The organism is Micrococcaceae bacterium Sec5.8 (assembly GCA_039636775.1).
Taxonomy (GTDB): domain Bacteria; phylum Actinomycetota; class Actinomycetes; order Actinomycetales; family Micrococcaceae; genus Arthrobacter.
Genome location: CP143429.1, coordinates 863,801 through 885,865, shown reverse-complemented (window position 1 = coordinate 885,865; position 22,065 = coordinate 863,801). Strand labels below are relative to the sequence as shown.

At 68.4% G+C, this 22,065-nt stretch carries 19 protein-coding genes; 11 read left to right on the top strand and 8 right to left on the bottom strand.

Translation table 11 applies throughout. From position 1 onward, the window contains the following. Nucleotides 1–3: 3 nt before the first annotated feature. Nucleotides 4–408 carry a VOC family protein gene (locus VUN84_04115; GenBank protein XAS64870.1) on the top strand — a complete coding sequence of 135 codons (405 nt, stop codon included), beginning with the start codon at nt 4–6 and terminating at the stop codon, nt 406–408. Nucleotides 409–466: 58 nt separating this feature from the next. On the opposite strand, the gene VUN84_04110 is transcribed toward VUN84_04115, so the two are convergent. The 6 genes from VUN84_04110 to VUN84_04085 form a co-directional block, all read right to left on the bottom strand. After that, nucleotides 467–2,347 carry a GAF domain-containing protein gene (locus tag VUN84_04110; protein ID XAS64869.1) on the bottom strand — a complete coding sequence of 627 codons (1,881 nt, stop codon included), beginning with the start codon at nt 2,345–2,347 and terminating at the stop codon, nt 467–469. 126 nt (nt 2,348–2,473) lie between these two features. After that, nucleotides 2,474–3,436, bottom strand: a complete 963-nt coding sequence (locus VUN84_04105; GenBank protein ID XAS64868.1) for an alcohol dehydrogenase catalytic domain-containing protein — start codon at nt 3,434–3,436, stop codon at nt 2,474–2,476. Nucleotides 3,437–3,767: 331 nt separating this feature from the next. Continuing rightward, on the bottom strand, nt 3,768–4,763 hold the full coding sequence (gene dhaK, locus VUN84_04100) for a dihydroxyacetone kinase subunit DhaK (protein XAS64867.1): 996 nt from the start codon (nt 4,761–4,763) through the stop codon (nt 3,768–3,770). A 57-nt stretch (nt 4,764–4,820) separates the two neighbouring features. Then, complete coding sequence (gene dhaL / locus VUN84_04095; protein XAS64866.1) at nt 4,821–5,459, bottom strand: dihydroxyacetone kinase subunit DhaL; 639 nt, start codon at nt 5,457–5,459, stop codon at nt 4,821–4,823. Next, nucleotides 5,456–6,286, bottom strand: a complete 831-nt coding sequence (locus VUN84_04090; GenBank protein ID XAS64865.1) for an HAD-IA family hydrolase — start codon at nt 6,284–6,286, stop codon at nt 5,456–5,458. The genes dhaL and VUN84_04090 overlap by 4 nt, the downstream gene beginning before the upstream one ends. Next, nucleotides 6,286–7,149: a class II fructose-bisphosphate aldolase gene (locus tag VUN84_04085; GenBank protein ID XAS64864.1), complete on the bottom strand. Its 864-nt coding sequence runs from the start codon at nt 7,147–7,149 to the stop codon at nt 6,286–6,288. The genes VUN84_04090 and VUN84_04085 overlap by 1 nt, the downstream gene beginning before the upstream one ends. Before the next feature lie 162 nt (nt 7,150–7,311). Here VUN84_04085 and VUN84_04080 point away from each other — a divergent pair, with 162 nt between their 5' ends. Then, nucleotides 7,312–7,731: a heme-binding protein gene (locus VUN84_04080; protein ID XAS64863.1), complete on the top strand. Its 420-nt coding sequence runs from the start codon at nt 7,312–7,314 to the stop codon at nt 7,729–7,731. Here VUN84_04080 and VUN84_04075 read toward each other — a convergent pair. Further along, nucleotides 7,725–8,978, bottom strand: a complete 1,254-nt coding sequence (locus VUN84_04075; GenBank protein XAS64862.1) for an acyltransferase — start codon at nt 8,976–8,978, stop codon at nt 7,725–7,727. The genes VUN84_04080 and VUN84_04075 overlap by 7 nt on opposite strands. A gap of 396 nt (nt 8,979–9,374) precedes the next feature. On the opposite strand from VUN84_04075, the gene VUN84_04070 reads away from it, so the two are divergent. Then, entirely contained in the window at nt 9,375–9,731 is a 357-nt protein-coding gene (locus VUN84_04070; protein ID XAS64861.1) for a VOC family protein, read from the top strand. 42 nt (nt 9,732–9,773) lie between these two features. Here the strand turns inward: VUN84_04070 and VUN84_04065 are convergent, their stop codons facing one another. After that, nucleotides 9,774–10,928, bottom strand: coding sequence for a DUF6226 family protein (locus VUN84_04065; protein ID XAS64860.1), 1,155 nt, complete (start codon nt 10,926–10,928; stop codon nt 9,774–9,776). A gap of 176 nt (nt 10,929–11,104) precedes the next feature. Between VUN84_04065 and VUN84_04060 the strand changes: the two genes are divergently transcribed. The 8 genes from VUN84_04060 to VUN84_04025 all read left to right on the top strand — a co-directional run bounded on the left by VUN84_04060 (nt 11,105) and on the right by VUN84_04025 (nt 21,761). Then, the gene (locus tag VUN84_04060; GenBank protein ID XAS64859.1) at nt 11,105–12,547 is read left to right on the top strand and encodes a DUF3375 domain-containing protein; all 1,443 of its coding nucleotides are present in this window, start codon (nt 11,105–11,107) and stop codon (nt 12,545–12,547) included. Next, complete coding sequence (locus tag VUN84_04055; GenBank protein XAS64858.1) at nt 12,544–13,182, top strand: DUF4194 domain-containing protein; 639 nt, start codon at nt 12,544–12,546, stop codon at nt 13,180–13,182. Before VUN84_04060 ends, VUN84_04055 begins: the two co-directional genes overlap by 4 nt. After that, a complete protein-coding gene (locus VUN84_04050; protein XAS64857.1) occupies nt 13,179–16,604 on the top strand; it encodes an ATP-binding protein in 3,426 nt (1,141 codons plus the stop codon). The genes VUN84_04055 and VUN84_04050 overlap by 4 nt, the downstream gene beginning before the upstream one ends. Beyond that, nucleotides 16,594–17,922, top strand: a complete 1,329-nt coding sequence (locus VUN84_04045; protein ID XAS64856.1) for a Wadjet anti-phage system protein JetD domain-containing protein — start codon at nt 16,594–16,596, stop codon at nt 17,920–17,922. The genes VUN84_04050 and VUN84_04045 overlap by 11 nt, the downstream gene beginning before the upstream one ends. Nucleotides 17,923–18,105: 183 nt before the next feature. Next, nucleotides 18,106–18,855 (top strand): DUF4386 family protein, encoded by a 750-nt coding sequence (locus tag VUN84_04040; GenBank protein ID XAS64855.1) that lies wholly within the window; start codon nt 18,106–18,108, stop codon nt 18,853–18,855. After that, nucleotides 18,852–19,295 (top strand): SRPBCC family protein, encoded by a 444-nt coding sequence (locus tag VUN84_04035; protein ID XAS64854.1) that lies wholly within the window; start codon nt 18,852–18,854, stop codon nt 19,293–19,295. Before VUN84_04040 ends, VUN84_04035 begins: the two co-directional genes overlap by 4 nt. Nucleotides 19,296–19,447: 152 nt before the next feature. After that, nucleotides 19,448–19,924: a hypothetical protein gene (locus tag VUN84_04030; protein XAS64853.1), complete on the top strand. Its 477-nt coding sequence runs from the start codon at nt 19,448–19,450 to the stop codon at nt 19,922–19,924. A gap of 37 nt (nt 19,925–19,961) precedes the next feature. Next, the gene (locus VUN84_04025) at nt 19,962–21,761 is read left to right on the top strand and encodes a glycoside hydrolase family 15 protein (GenBank protein XAS64852.1); all 1,800 of its coding nucleotides are present in this window, start codon (nt 19,962–19,964) and stop codon (nt 21,759–21,761) included. The last annotated feature ends 304 nt before the right edge of the window (nt 21,762–22,065 follow it).

The following is a 22,065-nucleotide window of genomic DNA, read 5'->3' as shown; positions in this document are numbered from 1 at the left end:
GACATGAACATTTCACTGCAGTATTCACAGATCACCGTCAACGATCTCGACGAGTCGCTCGCGTTTTACCGGGACGTGCTCGGCCTGGAAGTCCGCAACGACGTCGGCTCGGACGGGCAGCGCTGGGTCACCCTGGGCAGCACCGCCCAACCCGATCTGGAGCTGGTGCTGTCCGTCCCGCACGCCGGCCGCTCCCAGGACGACGGCGACGCCCTCCAGCAACTGCTCGTCAAGGGCGCCCTCCCCATCCTCGTGTTCCGCACGGACGATCTGGACGCCACGTTCGAGAAGGTCCGGGCTGCCGGCGCGGAGGTCCTTCAGGAACCCATCGTCCAGCCCTGGGGCCCGCGCGACTGCGCGTTCCGTGACCCGTCCGGGAACATGGTCCGCTTCAACCAGGCCGCCTGACCCCGCAGCCGCCTGCGGTCCGCCGCTGTTCGCCAAGCGACTCATCGGATGTGGGCCGCTACCCCCAGGGATGCGCCGGGGCGGCTTCTCCCCCGGTCATGCCGGCGAGCATCGTCCGGTTCCGGGCCCCGGTCTTGCGCAGGATCGAGCCGACGTGCTTTTCCACGGTCTTGACCGAGATGCCCAGGTCGCGGGCAACCTGCTTGTCCGCCATGCCCCGGACCACCATGGTGTGGACCTCTTTTTCGCGGGTGGTGAAGGCATCCGTCCCGAGCTCGTGGTCGGCAGAGGAGGAGCCCAGGAGGTGGTCGAAAATGTCGCCCTCCACCAGCGCCTGGCCCTGGCCCGCAGCAACGAGGACGCGGGCAATGGTGTCGCCGCTGGCCCGCCGGTTGATGAAGCCGCGCACCCCGGCCTGCCGCGCCGACCGCACCTGCTCCACGGTGGGGTTGTCCGTGAGCACCACAATCGCGACGCCGGGGTCCAGTTCCCGGATCCGTGCCAGGACGCCGGTGGTGTTCTGGTGGACCATGTCCAGGTCCACCAGCAGAACGTCCGGGCGCAGCAGCTCGAAGGCGTCGCACAGCTGTTCCACTGACCTGACCTCGGCGGTGACCTGGATGGCCGGTTCGGCGATGCTGAGCAGCCGGACCAGTCCGGCGCTGATCACCGGATGATCGTTGGCGATGAGGATCTTCCACTGCGGCCGTCCGGTCGATTCCGGTTCAGGCGCCCGGTCCGGCAGGATGGCGCGGACCTTGGTTCCCCAGCCCGGGGTGGTGTCGATGTCCAGCTGGCCGCCCAGGTGGATGGCCCGTGAGCTCATGCCGTGCAGTCCCAACCGACCGGCGGGCAGGGTGGCGTGGTCACCGTGGGCGGCCGCGAGGTCGAAGCCCTGCCCGTTGTCCTCGACGACGACGGCGAGGGTCCCGGCGTCGTAAATCAGTCCGGCTCGCACAGTGGTGGCCCGCGCGTGGGTCACCACGTTGTTCAGGGCCTCCTGGACGATCTTGAAGGCCTGATGCGCGATCTCCGGCGCCAAGGGGCGGGCGTCGCCGATCACCGTCAGTTGGGTCGCGGCGCCGGACATCGCTTCCACCCAGGCCAACTCGCCGGAGATCGCCTCGTCCAGGGTCCGGCCTGCGAGCGCCGCCGGGCCCATGCCCAGCACGGTCCGGCGCGTTTCGATGAGGGCGTCGTGGGCGATGGTCCGGGCCTTACTCAGGTGCGGCGTCACGGCGTGCTCGCCGGCGTGGAGCCAGCTGGCTTTCTCGGCCTCGTCGAGGCTGAGCAGCAGGGTGGCCAGGGACCGGCCCACGGTTTCGTGGACATCCCGGACGGCGCGCTCCCGCTCTGCGGCGACGGCCGCCTCGCGTTCCCGCACGGACGCGGTGGCATGGAGTTCGGAGTTGGCCAGGGCGATGGCGGCGTGGCTGGCGAAAAGTTCGGCGAGCCGGGCCTCCTCGGGGTTGAACACCCTCCCCCGCTCCGGGCTGAACACGATGAAGGCCCCGATGATCTGCTCACCCCACCTGATGGGCACCCCGATCACCGCGCAGTTCCAGCGCGGGTCCGTGGCCGGGATGTGACCGCGGTCGATGCTGCTGTACGCGTCCAGGATCACGGTGGAGCGGCTGCGCACGATTTGCCCGGTAAAGCCCTCCCGCAGCGAGAACGTCTGGCCTTCCTGGCAGCCGACGCCGATGTCCACTTTCTTCGTATAGGTGCCGCTGGCTTCGTTGACCAGGGCGATGGAGCCGGACTCACAGCCCAACAGGGAGGTGGCGTGGCCCAGGATCCGGCCCAGCAGCGGCTGCAGCTCAAACCGTCCGGCCAGGTCACGTGCCAGTTCGGCGACGGAATCGAGCTTGTGCTGGGCACCCTCGACGTCACGCAGGCTGCGCACCAGCACATCGAATTCCGGCTCAGCTTCTGACATTCTTCGTCCTCCTTGACGAGACGCAGGCCCCCAAGGCGCCGGTCTGCTCGGAATCTACCACCAGAACCGGACGTTCGGACACCCCGGCGGGCGCGGAGATGATCCGGCCCGACGGCGGTGCCGGCTTCACTCGGTGGTCAGTACGACGCGGAAGCGTGCCTTCCCGGACATCATGCGCTCGTATCCTTCGGCAGCGCGTTCCAGCGGGTACGTCTCGATCACGGGCCGGACGCCGGTCAGCGCGGCGAAGCGGAGGGTGTCCTCGGAGTCTTTGGCGGTACCGGAGGCGTGCCCTGCGACGGAACTGCTCCCCATAACAAGGTTGGCCGCGCTGACGGCGAGGGCATTGGTGGGGACGCCCAGGACCACCAGCCGGCCGCGGGGTGCCAGTCCGGGAATGGTGACCGACATGGCCTGGGCATCGGTCACGGTGGCCAGCACCACCGTGGCGCCGCCCAGCCGCTTGAGCTCCGTCGCCACGTTCGCGCTGGTGCTGTCGATGTAGTGGTGCGCCCCGAGCTCACGGGCAAACTGTTCCTTCTCGGCTCCCCGCGCAATGGCGACGGTTTCGTAACCCATTTTGGCCGCGAACTGGACGCCCAGGTGGCCCAGACCGCCGAGTCCCAGCACGGCGACGAGGTCCCCCGGGCGTGCGCCGCTGTGACGGAGCCCGTTGAACGTTGTGACTCCGGCACACATCAGCGGTGCGGCCTCCGCGAAGGTGAGCGCGTAGGGGACCGCGGCGACGGCGTCCGACGGGGCCACCAGGTACTCGGCGCAGCCGCCGTCGCTGGTCAGCCCGGTGGTTTTCCCGGCCTGGCAATTGATGAAGTCACCGCGCCGGCATGAATCGCATTCAAAGCACGCGCCGCCAAACCAGCCCACGCCCACGCGCTGGCCGGGGGTCCAGTGTGTGACGCCCTCCCCCACAGTCTCGATGGTGCCGGCCACCTCGTGGCCGGGAATGCGCGGGTAGGAGGAGGCCATGCCCGCCGCCATGGCGTCACTGTGGCAGATGCCGTTGGCGGCCACCTTGATCAGCACGTGACCGCGCGGGACCTCCGGGACGTCGCGCTCGGCAACTTCCATGGACGTTCCACGCGATGGGATCTGAACAGCTTTCATCGTGAGGGGGCCTTTCATCAGCAGACGTTTAAGACCGGAGCCAGGTACGCCCCGGAGGCGGAGCCAGACGGGATGAGCACTTCGATGATGCGGGCGGTCATGATGCCGCCGGGATCGATCACATCACGCTGGCTTGGATCTTTTCAAGGGGCCGGCTCTTCAAGGGGTCCGGGAGCTCCGGTACCGGCCAGGCTGCGGGGCCGCCTCCGTCAGGTACGACGGCGGAGCCGGCCCCCTAAGGTGACCGGCTCCGCCGTCGTACGCAGTTTCCAAAGGGTCCCGGGAGCCTCCGGAATCAGAAAACCCGGATCGGAATCTCAGCCGGGTCCCGCAGCAGCGACTCGATCTCGTCGTCGAGCTTGACCAGGGTGATGGACGCCCCGGCCATGTCCAGGGAGGTGCAGTATTCGCCGACGTAGCTGCGTCCGACGCTGATGCCCTGCTCGGCGAGGCGCTTGTGGGCCTGGCCGTACAGGAGGTAGAGCTCGCTGATGGGGGTGCCGCCGAGGCCGTTGATCATCAGCGCCACGCGGTCGCCGTCGCCGAACGGCAGGTCCTTGACGATCGGGACGAGCATCTCCTCGACGATCTCGTTCGCGCTCATCATGGCGGCCCGGCGGCGGCCCGGCTCGCCGTGGATGCCCACACCGATCTCGATCTCGTCCGGGCCGAGTTCGAACAGGGGGCTGCCCTTTGCCGGCGGGGTGCAGGCGGTCAGCGCGACGCCCATGCTGCGGGTGACGGAGTTGACCTTCTCGCCGATCCGGATGACCTCATCCAGGTCCGCGCCGCGCTCGGCCGCAGCGGCGACGGCCTTGATGACGAAGAAGTTCCCGGCCACCCCGCGCCGGCCGATCGTGTAGGTGGAATCCTCCACGGAGACGTCGTCGTTGATGAAAAGGGTCTTGACGTTGATGCCCTCGGCGGCGGACATCTCCTGGGCCATGTCAAAGACCATTTTGTCGCCGGTGTAATTGTTCACCAGCAGCAGCACACCCTTGGGCGAGGCCATCATCTTGGTGGTCTCGTAGACGTAGTCAAACGGCGGGGCCGCGAAGACGTCGCCCGGGCAGGCGGCGTCGAGCATGCCCTTGCCCACGATCATCACGTGCGCGGGTTCGTGGCCGGAGCCGGAGCCCTGGACGATGGAAACCTTGTTTTGGTCCGGGCCGTCGGCGCGCATGATCAGGTTGTATTCGGGGACGTATTTCAGGGTGTCGGGGTTGGCGAGGGCCAGGCCTTCAAGCATCTCCGGAACGAACTGTTTGGGGTCGTTAAGGAACTTTTTCATGTGGTCTCCACGTCGTTGTGATGGTCAGGAATGGTCAAACAAAAAAGGGGTCAGGCGTCAGCGCCGGTCCCAGCCCGCGGTGATGCGTTCGGTGATGATGGCGATCGCGACGGCGCCGGCGTCCGGGGAGCCGATGCTGCGTTCCCCGCTGTAACTGGCCCGCCCGCGCATGGCCCGCAGCGTGCTGGTGGCGTCCGCGCATTCGCGGATGGTCTTGGCGAACGCCGCCCGGCACTCGGCCGGTCCGGCACCGGCAGCCAGCTGGCGTTCCAGTTCATCCGTGGCCGGAACCAGCGCATCCAGCAGGGTCTTATCCCCCAGGCTCGCGTTGCCGCGGGCCATGATGCCCTCCGCGGCGGAACGGAGCATCGCGACGGCGGCGGCGCCGTCGATCACGTCCACGGTCTTGGCAGCGGTGGAGGCGCGCAGGAATGCGGTTCCCCAGAGCGGGCCGGAGGTTCCGCCGATCCGGGAAGAGATGGCCAGGGCGATCTGCTGCAGGAAGGTGGCGGCGTCGTCGCGTTTGAAGCCCTCCCAGTCCTGCAGGACCTTTTCGAAGCCGCGGGCCAGGGAATAGCCGAGATCACCGTCACCCACCACGGCGTCGAGGTCGCCGAACTCCTTTTCGTTGTCGACGGCGGTCTGCGCGAGGGTGTGGACGACGTACTCGACGTCGGCGAGGTCGGTGGCGGTCATGGGGTCTCCGTCGGGGTCGAAGGGGCAGGTGGGGTCTCGGTGCCGGGCCGGGGCTGGGCAAGGATGGCCTGCAGCGTCGCCAGCGTCACGGCGCCGGGGACGTCGACGCCGGCCGGGTTGGCGAGCACGTCGGCGGACTCACCGCCGGCGTCTTCGGGTTCGCCGAGGGAGCTGACCACGAGGGCCGCGCCGGTGAAGTCCTCTTCCCGGGTGAAGCCGCTGACGGTGACCAGGGTGCGGAGCCCGGCGCCGAGGGCGGCGCGGAGGCCGTTGGCGCTGTCCTCGACCACCACTGCGTCCTCCGGATCCAGATGCAGTTCGTGCAGGGCCAGCAGGTAGATGTCCGGGGCGGGCTTCTTCGCCGGGACGATGTCGCCGGCGAATACGGTGAAGTGCGCCGCGAGCTCCCCGCCGACGGCGTGCGTGAGAACGGCGCGGACGGCGGGTTCCGCGGAGGTGGAGGCCACCGCGAGGGTCCACCCGGCGTCGTGCGCTTCCTGCGCGATCCGGGCGATCCCGGGCCGGGCGGGCATCACACCGGCTGCCACCAGCTCCTTGTAGACGGCAGTTTTGCGCTGGTGCCAGGAAAGGATGGCAGCGTCCACGGCGGCGTCGTCGGTGAGGCCGAGGGAGGCTGCGAGCTCGGGGGTGAGGATGCTGCGCATCCGTTCCTTGCCGCCGCCGATTTTGACCTTCTCCGCGTACTCCGCCACGCTCCACTGCACCGGGACGTTGAACTCGGCGAAGGTCCGGTTGAAGGCCGGCAGGTGGCCGTGCTGTTCGGTGTCGGCGAGGACGCCGTCGCAGTCGAAAATCAACGCCGGCATCAGCGGCCACCCTTGCCGGCGCTGCCGAACTGGTGCGTCAGGTCGGTGACCATGGTCAGGATGTCGGCGCGGGTGTGCTTGAACAGCGACGGCGGATCCCACTTGTTGTTTTCTTCCGCCTGTTTGAGGAAGGCCAGGGAGGACTGCATATAGGTTTCCTTCAGCGCGGTGGAGATGTTGACCTTCGCGCAGCCCCGGGCGATCAGGTCCGCGAACTGTTCCGGGCTCAGTCCGGATCCGCCGTGCAGGGCGATGGGGATGTTGCGGGCCTGAACGATTTCGGTGACGCGGCCGACGTCGAGCACGGGGGCGGCTTTGTAGGAACCGTGCGCGTTGCCGATCGAGGGGGCGAAGACGTCGATGCCGGTGGCGTCGATGAAGTCCAGGGCCGTTTCCAGGCTCTGCTGCGCGGCGACGCTGTCCGAGCCGTGGTCGTCCTCGACGCCGGTGATCGCCTCGATCTCGCCTTCCACCTGGGCGCCGTACCGGCGGGCCTCGGCCACCACTTCGATGGTCTGGCGCTGGTTTTCCGCCACCGGCAGGTTGGAGGCGTCAAAGAGCACGGAGTTCCAGCCGGCCTTGAGGCATTCGGTGACCACGTCCCGGTCCGGGCAGTGGTCCAGGTGCAGGGTGACCGGAACGTGAATACCGCGGGTCAGGGACTGCCACATGTCGAAAAGCTGCCGGGAGCCGATGCTGCGGACGGTTTTGACCGAGGTCTGCAGGATGACCGGGGAGTTCGCGTCCTCGGCGGCGGCCAGGACCGCCTCCATGGTCAGGTCGTTGAAAATGTTGATGGCTGGCACGCCGTAGCGGGCGGAAAAGGCCGGATCAACTATTTCCTTCAGGGGCACAACACTCACGGGAAACCTCCTAGGTTGGCTAACCCCCACGCTAGGGGAGCTTTGCCGTCCCGGGTACGGGGGGAAACCCGTAGGTGGACTTGGGGGTCATCCCCACCTGTTGCGGGCGCCGGTGGCGTGTTTGAGTGGGCCCACTATCCCCCACCGAATTGGAGCACAGCCATGGCTGACGGAACCGTCCTGGAAACCATCACCCTCGAGGAAGCCCAGCAGATCATTGACGCCGCCGCGAAGAAGGCCGAGGAGATCGGCCAGCCCATGGACATCGCCGTGGTGGACGCGGGCGGCAACCTCAAAGCCCACGCCCGGATGGACGGCGCCAACATCGGCTCCATCACCATCGCGATCAACAAGGCCTACACGTCCATTGCCTTCCAGTGCGAGACCGGCGATCTGCAGGAAGTTACCCGGCCGCACGGGCCCATTCACGGGCTGAGCGACGCCCACGGCGGGCGGTTGGTGGTGTTCCCCGGCGGCATCCCGCTGGTGCGTGACGGCCGGATCATGGGCGCAATCGGGGTGTCCACCGGAACCATTGAACAGGACCAGGAGGTCGCCGAGGCCGGAGCCGGGGCCTACTGACGGCTGGCCCCCACGGGGGTGCGCGCCCGGACAGCCGCAGACGGCGCTGTGTGGTGCGGAGTGGCCGGGCCCGCGTGATGCGCAGTGGCCGCGCCCGCCGGGGCGGCCGTGACTGCACCCGCCGGGGCGGCGTCGCGGCGGCCCCGGCGGCCCACGGCCCGGCCTGCTGCCATCGACAGCCGGTGGGAGGGCTGCTCCACGTAGCGGAAGAACAGCTCGGCGATCACCAGCGAGGCGGCCACGGAGACCGCGAGCGCCAGCGGAAGCGAGACCGATCGCAGCAATGTGACGCCGGCCAGGATGATCGGCAGGTGCACCAGGTAGAGGCTGAAGGAGACGCGCCCCAGCCACTGCGCGATGGCGGTATTGCCGAGGCACGCAGCCGATGCACAGAACACAAACACCAGGACCAGCAGCATCGCACCAACGGTGACGACGGCGCGGACGCCGGTGATCGGCTTCTCGGGGCTGATCCATTCCGCGTTGGCCAGGAACAAGCCTGCCGCGGCCACGAAGAACCAGACGAAGCGGGGCCAGCGCCGGGTCAGCTCACCGATCCGCGCCCGCTCGACGCCGAGGACGGCGCCGATGGCGAAGATCGGAAGATAGGACAGCCACTCAATGTCCTGTACCGCTCCCACAAAAGCCAGCAGCAGCGCCACGCCGATCTTCAGGTACCAGACCCGCCGCCAGCGGAGGGCGAGAAAAACATAGGCGGGGAGCAGGAGCGAGAATGCCACCTCCCATTTGAGCGACCACAACGGCGTGTTGATGGTGCTGGCGTTCAGCATCAGCGACGCGTCCCTGAGCACCTGCCCCACCGTGGGATCAACCACATACATGTCCGCCCACGGGCTCTGCAGGGGCGACGCCGTGCGGGGAATGAGCAAAATCAGCGCCACCGCCACCATCAGGGACGCCCAGGCCGGCAGATAGAGGCGGAAGAAGCGCTTGGCGTAATACTGCCCCCAGCCCGTGGCTCCCGGCCGGGTGAACGGCAGCACCAGGACAAAGCCGGAGAGCACGAAAAAGACGTGCACCGCCGGGGTGCCGTTCCAGAGGATGTGCAGCGGCGAGAAGACAGCCCACTCCCCCGCTGTGGAGAGTCCTGCGGAACGGTCGCCTTCCACAACGCTGCCGATTCCCGGCAGGGTGGAGAGGACGTGGCAGGCAACCACCACCAGGGCTGCGATGCCCCGGAGGCCATCCAGTTGCGTGACTCGGGTTTGACCTGACTTGGAGCGCATCCACTCAATGTTACCAGTTCGTTACATTGGGCCTGGGGTCCACGCCTCCCCGCGGCGCCTGGGGTACGACGTCGGGGGCCTAGGTTGGCGCTTGGGGTCCGGTCCCCGCGGCCGGTATTCGGCGATGTCATGGGACGGAAGTAGGTGTTCCTTGCCCAGCAGGCTGCGGAAAGCCACCTCGTCGGCCCGAGGCGTCATCCAGGGAGAAGGCGACCGGTCCCAGGAGAAGACCCACGCCGAGGAAAAGCCAGCCGGCAATCGGCACTATCTTGGGCATGCGAAGCTGTTCGGAGTATTTCTTGGAGCGGTGGGGGTGGGACCATGGCGGCGAGGGCTGCCAGTGCACGCTCGGGGATTCTTGACCGTGCCGTGGTCCGGCTCATTAGGGTGGAACGCATGAGTCTTGAATGGGAACAGGTAGTTGTTGACTCGGCGCGGCCGGCCGAACTCGGACGGTGGTGGGCGAATGCTCTGGGTTGGGTTGTGACCTTCGAAGCTGACGATGAGTTCGAAATTCGCTCTGCACCGAACCGGTTGCCAGGGTTGGTCTTTGTGCCGGTGGCGGATTCGAAGGTGACGAAGAATCGCCTGCACCTCGATTTCCGCCCGGACCATCCAGCGGCCGAGGTCGAGCGGATGGTTTCCCTTGGTGCCCGCAGAGTCAATGTTGGTCAAGGTGAGCAGCCGTGGACTGTACTTGAGGATCCGGAAGGCAACGAGTTCTGCATTCTGGGGGCCCGAAAGAAAGGCTAGTTCCGCTGGTTGGGCGTTCGGGCAGGCCACACGAAGCGCGCGTCAGTTCCCGCGCAGCTGCCAAGGACTCCATCCGCCGGCCGCCTCCCGCAACCGGAGTTCAGCATCGTGAAGCCGGGCGGCGGTTAAGGGGCCGGGTTCGCCGCGGCCGCTTTCGGAGCCGGAGCCGTCCACCGCGGTCAAAGCGTATTCGCTCCAGCGTTGGCGGCCCACCGGATACCGTTCGCTGTAGCCGCCGGCCGCGACCGTGAGCACCAGCATCTCCAGCCGGTCCGCCACTGTCTCAACCGTCTCGTCACAGGCATCGCAGCCGCAGGACGGGAACGGGAAGTCGTGCAGCACCCCGGCGTGCACCATGACTCCCGGATATCCGGTCAACATAAAGGTCAGGGAGGCCGCTCCGGAGTCGCGAGGGGTGAGCTTGACCGCCTGCAGTACCTCCCCGCCCCGCATCAGCAACTCCTCGGCGAGGACCGGATCGTCCTGGACGTCGACGTCGTACACGGCCGTGAGATGGTCGATCAGGGCACGGGCGACTGCGTGGAGGCCGGCGAAACGCTCGGGGTGGCTGTCCACGCTGTACGAGTCCGGGTCCGGCCCGCCGGCGCCCCAGTGCCGGCCGTACGGTATGAGCTCGCCCTCGCGGGTGTAGTAGGTCTCCGTGGGAAGAGCCGGCCGGACATAGCGCGGTTGCCCGGACTCCGGGGGTACCGGGAGGGGCGGCATTTGCGGTGGCTCCTCCGGCTCGTCCCGGGCCCAGTCCAGCAGCACGGCCACGAGCCCTTGGACCGCAGCGTCGTCGGCGTCGCGCAGTCGATCGACCAGGCGGCCGACCTCGAACTGTTTGTTCCGGTTTCCCACCAGAGGAGGGGCCGCTTCGTATGCGGTCCACTGCGCGTCAGCCCGCATCCGGGCGATGGTGTTCCCGGCGAAGATGGCCGCCGCTTCGCCGAGCGTGCCATCGCCCGCAAGCTCCGGGCCGGACGTGCGCAGGAACCGGATGAGCTGTTCAGGGTCGGCGGCCAGTTCCCCGGGCCGGGCTCCCTGGTCAGCGCAGAAGTCAACGAACGGCGCATAACCCCTCACATGCCGGACCACGGCCGGGCCTGGTCCTGGCCGGTACAGCGCCGTACCGCGCGGCATGGGTGCCGGCAATTCGGCGGGCTCCCCTTCGAACATGTCCTCTGATGTCCCCATAGCCCCGATCCTAGCCACCCGACACCCGCCCTGCATCCAACCCGACACCGGCCCAGCATCCACCCCGCGCCTCAACAGTCCGACCTAAAATGGGAATGTCGGCCTCTCCTCCACCGGATGTTTGTGATCGCATGTACTTGAGGCCCTGACCCCCCACCCGCCGCATCAAGGACACGATGGACTACTACGCAATTACCTCGCTGCGCGAAAACCACGCCGGGTGGTCGCTGCTGCGCGCACAGAACGCCCCCTTGGCCATCTCCTTCTTCATGAAGGCCTTCACCGGCCCCAACCAGCGGGACATCGGCCGCCAGGACCTCATCGACCACCTCGACGACGTCCTCTTCGGCCTGCGCGATGTCTACGGCGAGGACAAGTTCCCCCGCCCGGCCGCGGAGTACCTGGACGACTGGGCCGCCCCGGAGCGCGCCTGGCTGCGCAAGTACTACGTGCCCGGCCAGGACGAACCACGCTACGACCTCACCGCCGCGGCCGAGGACGTCGTGCACTGGGTGGAAAGCCTGCGCGGCCGGGATTTCGTCGCCACCCAGTCGCGGCTGACCAGCATTTTCGCCGTCCTCAAGGCCCTCGTCCAGCAGTCGGAGACGGACCCGGAAGTCCGGCTGGCGGAACTCCAGCGCCAGCGGGACGGCATCGACGCGGAGATGCAGCGGATCAGGGACGGCAACATCAGGGTGATGACCGCTCCGGAGGCCCTGGATCACTTCCAGCAGCTGACGTCCCTGGCCAAGGACCTGCTCTCGGACTTCCGGGAGGTCGAGCAGAACTTCCGGAAACTGGACCGCCAGGTGCGCGAACAGATCGCCACCTGGGACGGGTCCCAGGGCGAGCTCCTGGAGTCCATCTTCGCCAACCAGCAGGACATCAGCAGCTCGCTGCAGGGCCGGACGTTCCAGGGCTTCTGGGACTACCTGATGTCCCCGCAGCTGCGCACCGAACTCAAGGACCTGCTGCAGCGCGCCACCTTGATCGAGGCACTGTCCGGCACCGAAAACCTCCAGGCCGTCACCAACCTCCACCAGGACTGGCTGCCCGCCGTCGAACAGACCCAGGCGACGGTCCGCCAGCTGTCCCAGCAGATGCGCCGGCTGCTCGATGACAAGGTGTTCCTGGAAAACAAACGCATCATGCAGCTGATCCGCAGCGTCGAATCCGGCGCGCTGGGCACCCGGGAGGCGCCGCCGTCGGGGACCTTCCTGCACATCGCCGCGCCGTCCGTGGAGGTGGCGCTGCCCTTCGAACGGCCCCTCTATGAGCCCAGCCGGAAGGTAATGGTGGACGACGACGTCGTGGCCGCCGACGACACGGACGTGGACGCCGGCGCCCTGTTCAACCAGTTCCACGTCGATCCGCAGCGGCTCAAATCCAGCATCGACGCCGTCCTGGCCGAGGCGGAGCAGGCGACCCTCGCGGACATCACCCGCGCCCACCCGCTGCAGCAGGGCCTCGCCGAGATCGTCGCCTACTACCAGCTCGCCACCGAATCGGAGTGGGCCAGCATCAACCCCGAGGCCACGCAACAATTGTCCTGGTCCCTGCCGGATGGAAGCATCCGCGAGGCGACCATCGACCAGATCATCTTTGGAAGGCCCGCATGAACCCCGCCGGAGCACCGGACGCCAGAACCTCCGACACCCGGACGCCGGAGGAGCTTCCCGGCGTCGTCACCCGGCTGTTCAAGGGCGTGGTCTACGCCGAAACGGACGAGAAGATCTGGCAGTCGCTGCTTGCCCTGACCTCCCAGGTCCGCGACTACGTGTCCGTGCTGGGGCTGGACCTGATCCTGGACGAATCCGAGGGGTACGCGTTCCTGAAGTCCCGGGAGGACCCGGACGGCACCCTCCCCCGGCTGATCCCGCGGCGGCAGCTGACCTTCAACGTGAGCCTGCTCCTGGCCCTGCTGCGCGGCCGGATGCTGGAGTTTGACACCAACTCCAGCGAGCTGCGCCTGATCATGACCGAGCAGGAAATAGCGGACATGGTCTCGGTGTTCCTGCCCGAATCCAGCAACGAGGCCCGCATCCTGGACCAGCTCGGCGCCAACATCAAGAAGGTGGTGGAGCTGGGTTTCCTGCGGAAACTGCGCGGACAGGCGGGCACCTATGAGGTGGCCCGCATCCTGAAGGCCTACGTGGACGCGCAGTGGCTGGAGGAGTTCGACGCGCGGCTGGCGGACTACCGCTCATCGCTCACCGGCACAGGCGCCGGGGTCACGGAAGGGGACAGCAAATGACCACCAATATCGACCTGCAGGACAGCCTCTTCAGTCTGGACGAACCCGGCCCGGACACCACGGACGACGCCGGCACTCCCCCCGGGTACCGGCTGCACCGCCTGGAGCTGCTGAACTGGGGCACCTTCCATCAGGGGATCCGCACGTTCCGGCTGGACGGCGCCAACAGCCTGCTCACCGGCGACATCGGCTCGGGTAAATCCACCGTCGTGGACGCGATCACCACTCTGCTGTTGCCGGCCCACAAAATCGAGTACAACAAGGCCGCCGGTGCGCAGAAGAAGGAACGCACCCTGATGTCCTACGTCCGGGGCTTCCACAAGAGCACCCGCAGCGCCGGGGGTGAATACTCCAAACCGGTGGCCCTGCGCGGGACGGGAACCCTGACCGTGGTCCTCGGCGTCTTCCACAACGCGGTGCTGGGCAAGTCGGTCACCCTGGCCGTCACGCTCTGGGCGATGCAGGAGGCCGGCCAGCCCAACCGCTTTTATTCCCTCGCCGAGACGGACCAGTCCATCGCAGCGGACTTTGCGAACTTCGGCCAGGACCCGGCGAAACTGAAAAAGAAGCTCCGCGCCGCGGGTGTGAGCGTCCATGACTCCTTCGACCCCTACGCGGCGGCGTTCAAGCGGCAGTTCGGCATCGGCGGGAACCAGGCCATGGAGCTGTTCCACCGCACCGTCTCCATGAAGCAGGTGGAGAACATCACCTCCTTCGTGCGCACCAACATGCTGGAGGAAGACGACGTCGAGGCGCGGATCAAAAACCTCATCCACCACTTCGATGACCTGAAAAAGGCCCACGACGCCGTGCTGCGGGCCAAGGACCAGATCGGCCTGCTGACGCCCATCCGGGACGGCTCGGCCCAGCACGCCGCCCTGAGCCGTGAGGACGAGCTCGCCCGGGCACAGCGGGACCAGCTGCACCCCTGGTTCACGGACCGGAAGCTGGCGCTGAGCCTGGAACACCAGGCGGAGCTGGCGGACACCGGGGTCCGGCTGCGGGAGGACGGCAGCAAACTCTCCACGTCCATCACCGCGCTGCGCCACGATCTCTCCGGGGTCAAGGAGGACATCCGCAGCAACGGCGGCGGCCGGCTGGCCGCCATTGATGCCGAGGTCACGCGCCTCACCGGGGAATCCCGCACCCAGCGGCAGCGCTTCGAGAACTACACGGCCGCCGCCGCCGGCCTGGGCCTGCCGGCCGCCGAGGACCGGGTGCTGTTCGACGCCAACCGCGCCCGCCTTCCCGCGGTGGAGGCGGAGCTCGGCGAGAACTCCCGCGGGCTGCAGGAAAGCCGTACCGCCCTGACCATCGAGCGGACCACGCTCACCGAGCGCGCCGCGGAGATCAGCGCGGAACTGACCAGCCTGCAGTCCCGGCCCAACCTGCTGCCGCGCCCCCAGTTGGAGCTCCGCCGCCGGCTGTGTGAGGGCACTGGAATCCCGGACAACGCGCTGCCGTACGCCGGGGAACTGCTGCGGGTCCGCGACGGGGAAGCCGAGTGGGAGGGCGCCGCGGAACGGACCCTCCACGGCTTCGCGCTCTCCCTGCTGGTCCCCGCCGAGCATTACCCGGCCGTGAGCACGTGGGTGGACACCAACAACCTGAAGGGCCGGCTGGTGTACCTGAAGATCGGCGACCCGCACTCGCCCCGGGCAGCCGAGCCGGGAACGCTGGCGGCCAAGATCGCCATCAAGCAGGGCACCCCCTTCCGGGACTTCCTCCTGGACGAACTCAGCAGCCGGTTCGATTACTTCTGCTGCTCGAACCTGGCGGACTTCCGCCGGCACCCCAAGGCGCTGACCCTCAACGGCCAGCTCAAGGGCGGCCGCGGCCGGCACGAGAAGGACGACCGCAGGGACCTGGCGGACCGGCGCAACTATGTGCTCGGCTGGGACAACCAGGACAAGGTCACCCGCTTCCTCGCCGAGCAGGACGAGGTCCGCGGCCAGCTGCAGGGCAACAAAGACCGGCTCGGGAAGGTGGACCACTACCTCGGGGCGCTCGGCCGGCAGAACCAGCAGCTCGGCACGGTCCGGTCCGTGACGGATTTCGCCGAGATCAGCTGGCAGCTCACCGCCCGCCGGATCGAGGACCTCAAAACGGAGAAAAGCGCGCTCGAGTCCGCCAGCGATGTCCTGCAGCAGCTCGCGGCCCGGGAGCAGGAGATGGCCGGGCGGCTGGGGCGCCTGGAGGACCAGGCGGACAAGCTCCAGCGCCGGATCGGCGCCAATGAGGAAGCGGCGAAGGAGATCGCCGCGGCGGTCGAGGAATGCGCTGCCGTGCTCGCCGAGCAGCCTGTGACGGACGACGCCGGGGTGCTGGCCGCCGTCGCAGCGCTCGCTGCCGCTGCGCTCGGGGACAAACCGCTGACGTACAAGAACACCGCGGCGGTGGAAAGCACCGTCCGTGCCGGGCTGACGGACATTATCGACGCGCTGGTCAAACGGATCGCCCGCACAGCGGAGACCACGGTGCGGCTGATGGCCGACTTCCGGAACAAATACCCCACCGAGACCACCGAGATCGACGCCGCCCTTGAGGCCGCCGGGGACTACAACCGGCTCCTGGAGCAGCTGGCCAGCAACGATCTGCCCCGCTTCGAAGCCCATTTCAAGGACTCGCTGAACCAGAACACCATCCACGAGGTGGTGGCCTTCAACGCCTTCCTGGACAGCCGCCGGCAGGACATCGTGAACCGGATCGGCGAAATCAACCTCTCCCTGGCCGGGATTGAGTACAACCCCGGCCGGCACATCCAGCTGGAGCACCAGAACACCACGGACCTGGATGTCCGCCAGTTCGGCATGGACCTGCGGGCCTGTTCGGAGGGCACCATCGGCGACGAGGAGCAGTACTCGGAGCAGAAGTACCTGCAGGTGGCGCGGCTGATCGAGCGGTTCCGGGGCCGGGACGGCTACACCGCGCTGGACGAGCGGTGGACGGCCAAGGTCACGGATGTGCGGAACTGGTTCACCTTTTCCGCCTCGGAGAAGTGGACGGAGACCGGGGAGGAGTTTGAGCACTTCACCGACTCGGGCGGAAAGTCCGGCGGGCAGAAGGAGAAGCTGGCCTACACCATCCTCGCCGCGGCGCTGGCGTTCCAGTTCGGGCTCGGGTCCGGACAGGGGCCGGGAAAGAGCGCCGGCAAGAATCCTGCTGCCGGCCGCAGCTTCCGGTTCGTCGTCATTGATGAGGCCTTCGGCCGGGGGTCCGATGAGTCCGCGCGGTACGGCCTGGAGCTGTTCCAGCGGATGAAGCTCCAGCTGTTGATCGTCACTCCGCTGCAGAAGATCCACGTGATCGAACCCTTCGTGGCCCATGTCGGCTTCGTGGCGAACGTTCGCGGCGACGATTCCCAGCTGCGGAACATGACCATCCAGGAATACCGGGACGAACGGGACCGGCGTGCCGGGTGAATCCTCGGCGGTGCGGGCCCAGGGCTGGACCACGCTGGCGATGCTCCGCGCCCAGTCGCAAAAGGCCTGGGACAGCGGGGCGCTGCTGCGCGAACTGCTGGAACCCGGCGGCGTGTATCCGCGCCGCCGCCCGCTGAAACGCCCGACGGCGGCCACCCTCCGGAGTGACTACGCGGCGTCCCGGGCTTGGGCGGCTGAATTGTTTGGGGCGGCGGGCCATTTCACCCTGGAGACGGCGGAGGTGGGCCGCACCACCATCGGGTCCAACCTGCTGCCGGCCGCGGCGGTGTTTGCTTCCGCGGAGGATGACATTGCGTTTGTTGGAAGATCGAAGGAGGCGGCGCGGTTCCGCGGGCTCGCCGAGGGGTTGTCGGCGCTGGAGCCTGCCTTTCGGGCCTGGGCGCTGAAACGGCCGCTGCGGCTGCTTGAACTCGGCGGCGACGCGCTGACTGCGGCCCGGGTGGCCGTGTGGCTGCGGGACAACCCGGATCCCGGCGTCTTCGTGCGGCAGCTCAGCCTGCCCGGGGTGCACACCAAATTCGTCGAGACGCACCGAAAAGTCATTGATGAGATGGCCGCGGAGCTGCAGGCCGTGCCGGCTCAGTATGCCGTCGCGGAAGCCGGCGCCCGGGCGGACGATGACATCCTTCCGGAGAGGCCCGCGGAACCCGGGTCCTTGCTGGGCGGGCTAACGGCCCGGACACCGGCGGCCCGCTTCGCCGCGCGGCACGGTTTCCTGCACCCGCCCGAGCTCGTCCGGTTCCGGGCGCTGGACCCCGGCATGCCTCTGCTGGGCAAGGTGCGGGACCTGACGGTCACCGCCGAGGCGTTCAGTACCCTGAACCTGCCGGTCCGGTGCGTTCTTGTCACCGAAAACCTGGTGAACTTCCTCGCCCTCCCGGAGGCCCCGGGCACCCTGGCCCTTTACGGCGGCGGCTACGGGTTCTCGTCTCTGCGCGATGCCGGGTGGCTCCGCAACTGCGAGGTCTGGTACTGGGGTGACCTGGACACCCACGGCTTCCGGATCCTGGACCAGCTCCGGGCGGTGCACCCTCAGGTGGTGAGCGTCATGATGGACGAGGAAACGCTGCTGGCGCACCGCGATGCCTGGGGCACCGAGCCGGCGCCTTCCCGGGCCGCGCTGAGCAGGCTGACGGCTGAGGAGTCGGCGCTCTACGCCGCGCTGGGCCGGAACCGGTTCGGCACGTCCGTCCGGTTGGAACAAGAACTGATCCGCTGGGATTGGGCGCTGGAGCAGCTCAGCTCCGCGAACCTGAACGCCAACCGGCTCAGCCGGACGGGCCCGCAGCTACGCTGAGGGTGGCCCGCCGGGTGAGAACCGGGTCAGGTACCCCAGCCTTGAGCTGTGGACATGCGCGGCCATGCCCTGCCCGGCCTCCAGCACGTTCCCCGCATCAATCGCCCATGTGCAGGCCGGCGACCCGCAACGCGGAGTCGTTCGGCACTGTGGCGACGGCGGCTCCGGGCCCATCATAGGGGCATGTCAGCGTACTTGTGGCCCAAAACCGCGGCGTGGGGCCCCCTGTATCGGGTCGGCGGTGCCGCGGGGATCCTGTTCGTCCTTTTTGGGCTGGCAGCCCTCGCGCTTTACGCCACGGATCCCCCTCCGGTGTCCGGGGGCGAGGCGACGCTGCGGTTCATCGGCAACCACAGGGCCTCCTATATTGCCCAGCAGATCCTCTGGCTCGTGCCCTCGCTGTTCGGGCTCATCGTCTTCGTCGCGCTCCTGGTCGCTCTTCTTCCGGCCAACCCCAGCCTCGCGCTCCTGGGCTTCGCGGTCGGCGGCGCATCCTGGACCGCACTTCTTGCCGTTCCGGTGACGAGCGAAGGTACCCTCTCGCTCGTGTACCTCAGCGACCAGTACGCTGCAGCGGCGGATCCCGCCGCGCAGTCGGTCTTCATCGCCGCGGCGGAGGCCCTTGTGGCTGAAAACAACACGGTCTCCCTCGCCGGTGCGCTCACCCCGCTGGGACTCCTGCTGATCTCGCTGCCCCTGCGCCGGGGCGCTTTGCCGCACTGGACCGGCTGGCTTGGGATCGTCACCGGCGCACTTGGCCTCGCCAGCGAGGCCCTGCGCTTCGCAGTGCCCGCCCTCTACGCCGTGTACGGGCCGCTGCTCTGGGTGTGGTTCGCCGTCGTGGGTGTCTCCCTCCTTCGGCTGGCAGGTCGCGTTCAACCGGGAGGGCAGCCGGCGGCCACGACGGACTCCGCGAGAACAGCGAAAACATGACAAGGTTCAGTGGCACCATCCTCATCCGGCGCCCGATCGAGGAAGTCTTCGGCTTCGTCGCGGACGAGCGGAACGAGCCGGCCTACAACCCGCAAATGCGCAGCGTCGCGAAGCTCACTCCGGGACCGATCGGTGTTGGCACACGGTGGCGCGCTGTCCTGACCTCGGGCACGCGGGCCACACCCTTGGAGCTCGAGGTCACCGAGTACGCCCCACCGGAACGGCTTGGCTCAGTGACCCGGATGGACTCAGCAGACATCAGCGGGGTCCTGACCTTTGCACTGGAAGCTGCCGGAACCCGGATGACGTGGACCTGGGACGTCCGGCCGAAAGGACTGCTGAAGCTCACGGCCCCGCTGATCGCAGCCCTGGGACGCCGGCAGGAGCAACGAATCTGGTCCGCACTGAAGGCACATCTCGAAACTGCAGAGGAGCGCTGAGTCGCCGAGAGCCGGCTTGAGCCCCGGTGACAAGCGGCCCTTGCCCGTTGCTCTTCGCGAACTCTACATTGGAGAATCCGGCTTTAGAAGGTGCATCATGAAGGCAACCAAAACGTCCCGCACCCGTCAGCAGCACCGGGTCGGCGGTTGAGATGGACTGGTCTGGCTGGGCGCTGTTCGGGCTGCTGGCCACCACCGCCCTGACCGCGGTGATGATCGCCTGCCAGATGGCCGGCTGGACCCGGCTGGACCTGCCCCTGGTCCTGGGCAGCCTCGTCACCCCGGATCCGGACAAGGCCCGGATTGCAGGGTTCTTCATCCACCTCGCGGCCGGACAGGTTTTCGCCCTCGGTTACGCGGCGGTCTTCGCGCTGCTGGGCAGGGCCACCTGGTGGATCGGCGCGCTGCTGGGTCTCCTGCACGTCACCGTGGCGCTGACCATCGTCCTGCCGTTGCTGCCCGGCATCCACCCCCGGATGGCCAGCACCCGGGCCGGCCCGGCCAGCCGCGCGGCCCTCGAACCGCCCGGCCTGCTGGGCCTGAACTACGGCATCCAGACGCCGGCGGTGGCCGTGGCGGCGCACCTGGTCTACGGCTCGCTGCTCGGGCTGCTCCTCACGGTCCGCTGACCGAGCCGGCGAGAGAAGGTGAAGCACCTTGAAGCCAGTGGCACCCTCCCCCGCCCTCGCCGGCTACGGGCTGCTCGGCGACACCCGCACGGCCGCCCTGGTCTCGGCCGACGGCGGCATTGACTGGCTCTGCGCCCCCACCTTCGACGGCGACCCCGTGTTCGGCGCCCTGCTCGGCGGCGCGGACGCAGGCACCTTCCGCGCCGGCCCCGCCGTGTCCGCACAACAGCTCATCCGCCGGTACCGGCCGCACACCGCTACGCTCGAGACGGTCTGGGCCACGGACGGCGGCACACTGACCCTCACCGAGGCGATGATCGGGGAAGTCTCGGGCCAGCTGCTGCCCACCACTCTCCTGATCCGGCGGCTGGCGGCGGCGGGCGCACCGGCACAGGCCGCCGTCGTCTTTGACCCGCGCTTCGGCGAGCGCCACCTCCGCCCGCGCATCCGGCAGGGGCAGCACCTGGTCTGCGACTGGGGCGCCCTGGCCATGTCGCTGGGCTGCAGCGGCGGACTGCGGGTGGAACCGGGGACGACGGCGGCAGTCACCGTCGTGCCCGGGCATCCCGTGGTGCTGGTGCTCGCTTTGGCCTACGCGGAGCCGCTGGTCTGGGTGGACCCCGGGACCGCGTGGGACCTGGTGGACGCGGACGAAGCCCGCTGGCGGGACTGGGCATCGGGCATCAGCGGGGACGTCCCGTTTCGCGAGGCGGTCCTGCGGAGCCTGCTGACGTTGAAGCTGTTGACGTACTCGCCGTCGGGCGCGCCGGTGGCGGCCCCCACGACGTCCCTGCCGGAGGACCCCGGCGGGATCCGGAACTGGGATTACCGGTTCGCCTGGCCGCGGGACGCCAGCATCGGTATTGCCGCGTTCCTCGCCCTGGGCAAGGACGGGGAGGCCCTGAACTTCCTGAACTGGCTCCTGCATGCCAGCAGGCTGCAGCGGCCCCGGCTGCCGGCCCTGCTCACGCTGACCGGCGGGCATGTCCCCCGCGAGCGCACCCTGGCGAACTGGCCGGGGTACGCGGGCAGCGTTCCGGTGCGGACGGGCAACGGGGCCGCCCACCAGCACCAGCTCGACGGCTACGGCTGGGTCCTGGACGCAGCGTGGAACCTCGTGGCGCAGGGGCACCGGCTCAACTCGGAAACGTGGCGGGCAATGCCGGGCTTCACGGATCTCGTGGCGCGGCGGTGGCCGGAACCGGACGCCGGCATCTGGGAGATCCGCGACGACCCCGCGCAGCACGTGCATTCCAAGGTCATGGGCTGGCTGGCCCTGGACCGGGCGCTGCGGATCGCTGAGACCCACCGGATCAGCATGCGGCGGCGGCGCCGCTGGGAAACCGCGAGAAGTGCCCTCGCCGCGGACATCCGGGCCCGGGGATTCGACCCGGCCAGGAACACGTACACCCGGTCCTATGGCTCCGGTGATCTGGACTCGGCCCTGCTGATCCTGCCGGTGACCGGTTTCGAGTCGCCAGGCTCGGCGCGGCTCCGGGGCACGGTGGATGCCGTCCGGGCGGAGCTGTCCGCCGGCTACCCCTTCCTCTACCGCTACCCGCCCGGCCAGGACGGGCTGCCCGGGGACGAGGGCGCTTTCCTGCCCTGCTCCTTCTGGCTGGCGCAAGCCCTCGCCCTTACGGGAAGGGTGGCGGAAGCTGAGGAACTCTTCGAAGCGCTGCTCGTGGTCGGGGGCCCGCTGGGCCTGTTCAGCGAGGAAGCCGAGCAGGGCACCGGTGCCCTGCTCGGGAACTACCCCCAGGCCCTGACCCACGCCGCGTTGGTCCAGGCGGTGCTGGCGCTCCGCGACGTTGGTTGCGAGGAGCCGCAAGGGTGAATTCGGCAAGCCCTTAGCCTGGTGCCATGCCCACTGCCATCGCCGGCCGGAATTCCTTCGGCTCCCGCTTCTCCCAGAGGGTGCAGACCCTCACTCCGGGATACTTCGCCCTCACCATGGCCAGCGGGATCATCGTGGTGGGGCTCGGACTCGAAGGCTTTCCCGCACTGTCGGCGGCGCTGCCGGCCGTCGGGGCGCTTGCCTGGGGTGGTGCTGGGCTGCGGCTCCTGACCTACCCCATCCGGCCCGAGGACCTCCGCCCGCTGGGCAAAGCGACCCGGTCACCGTTAGAAGTCCTTGACAA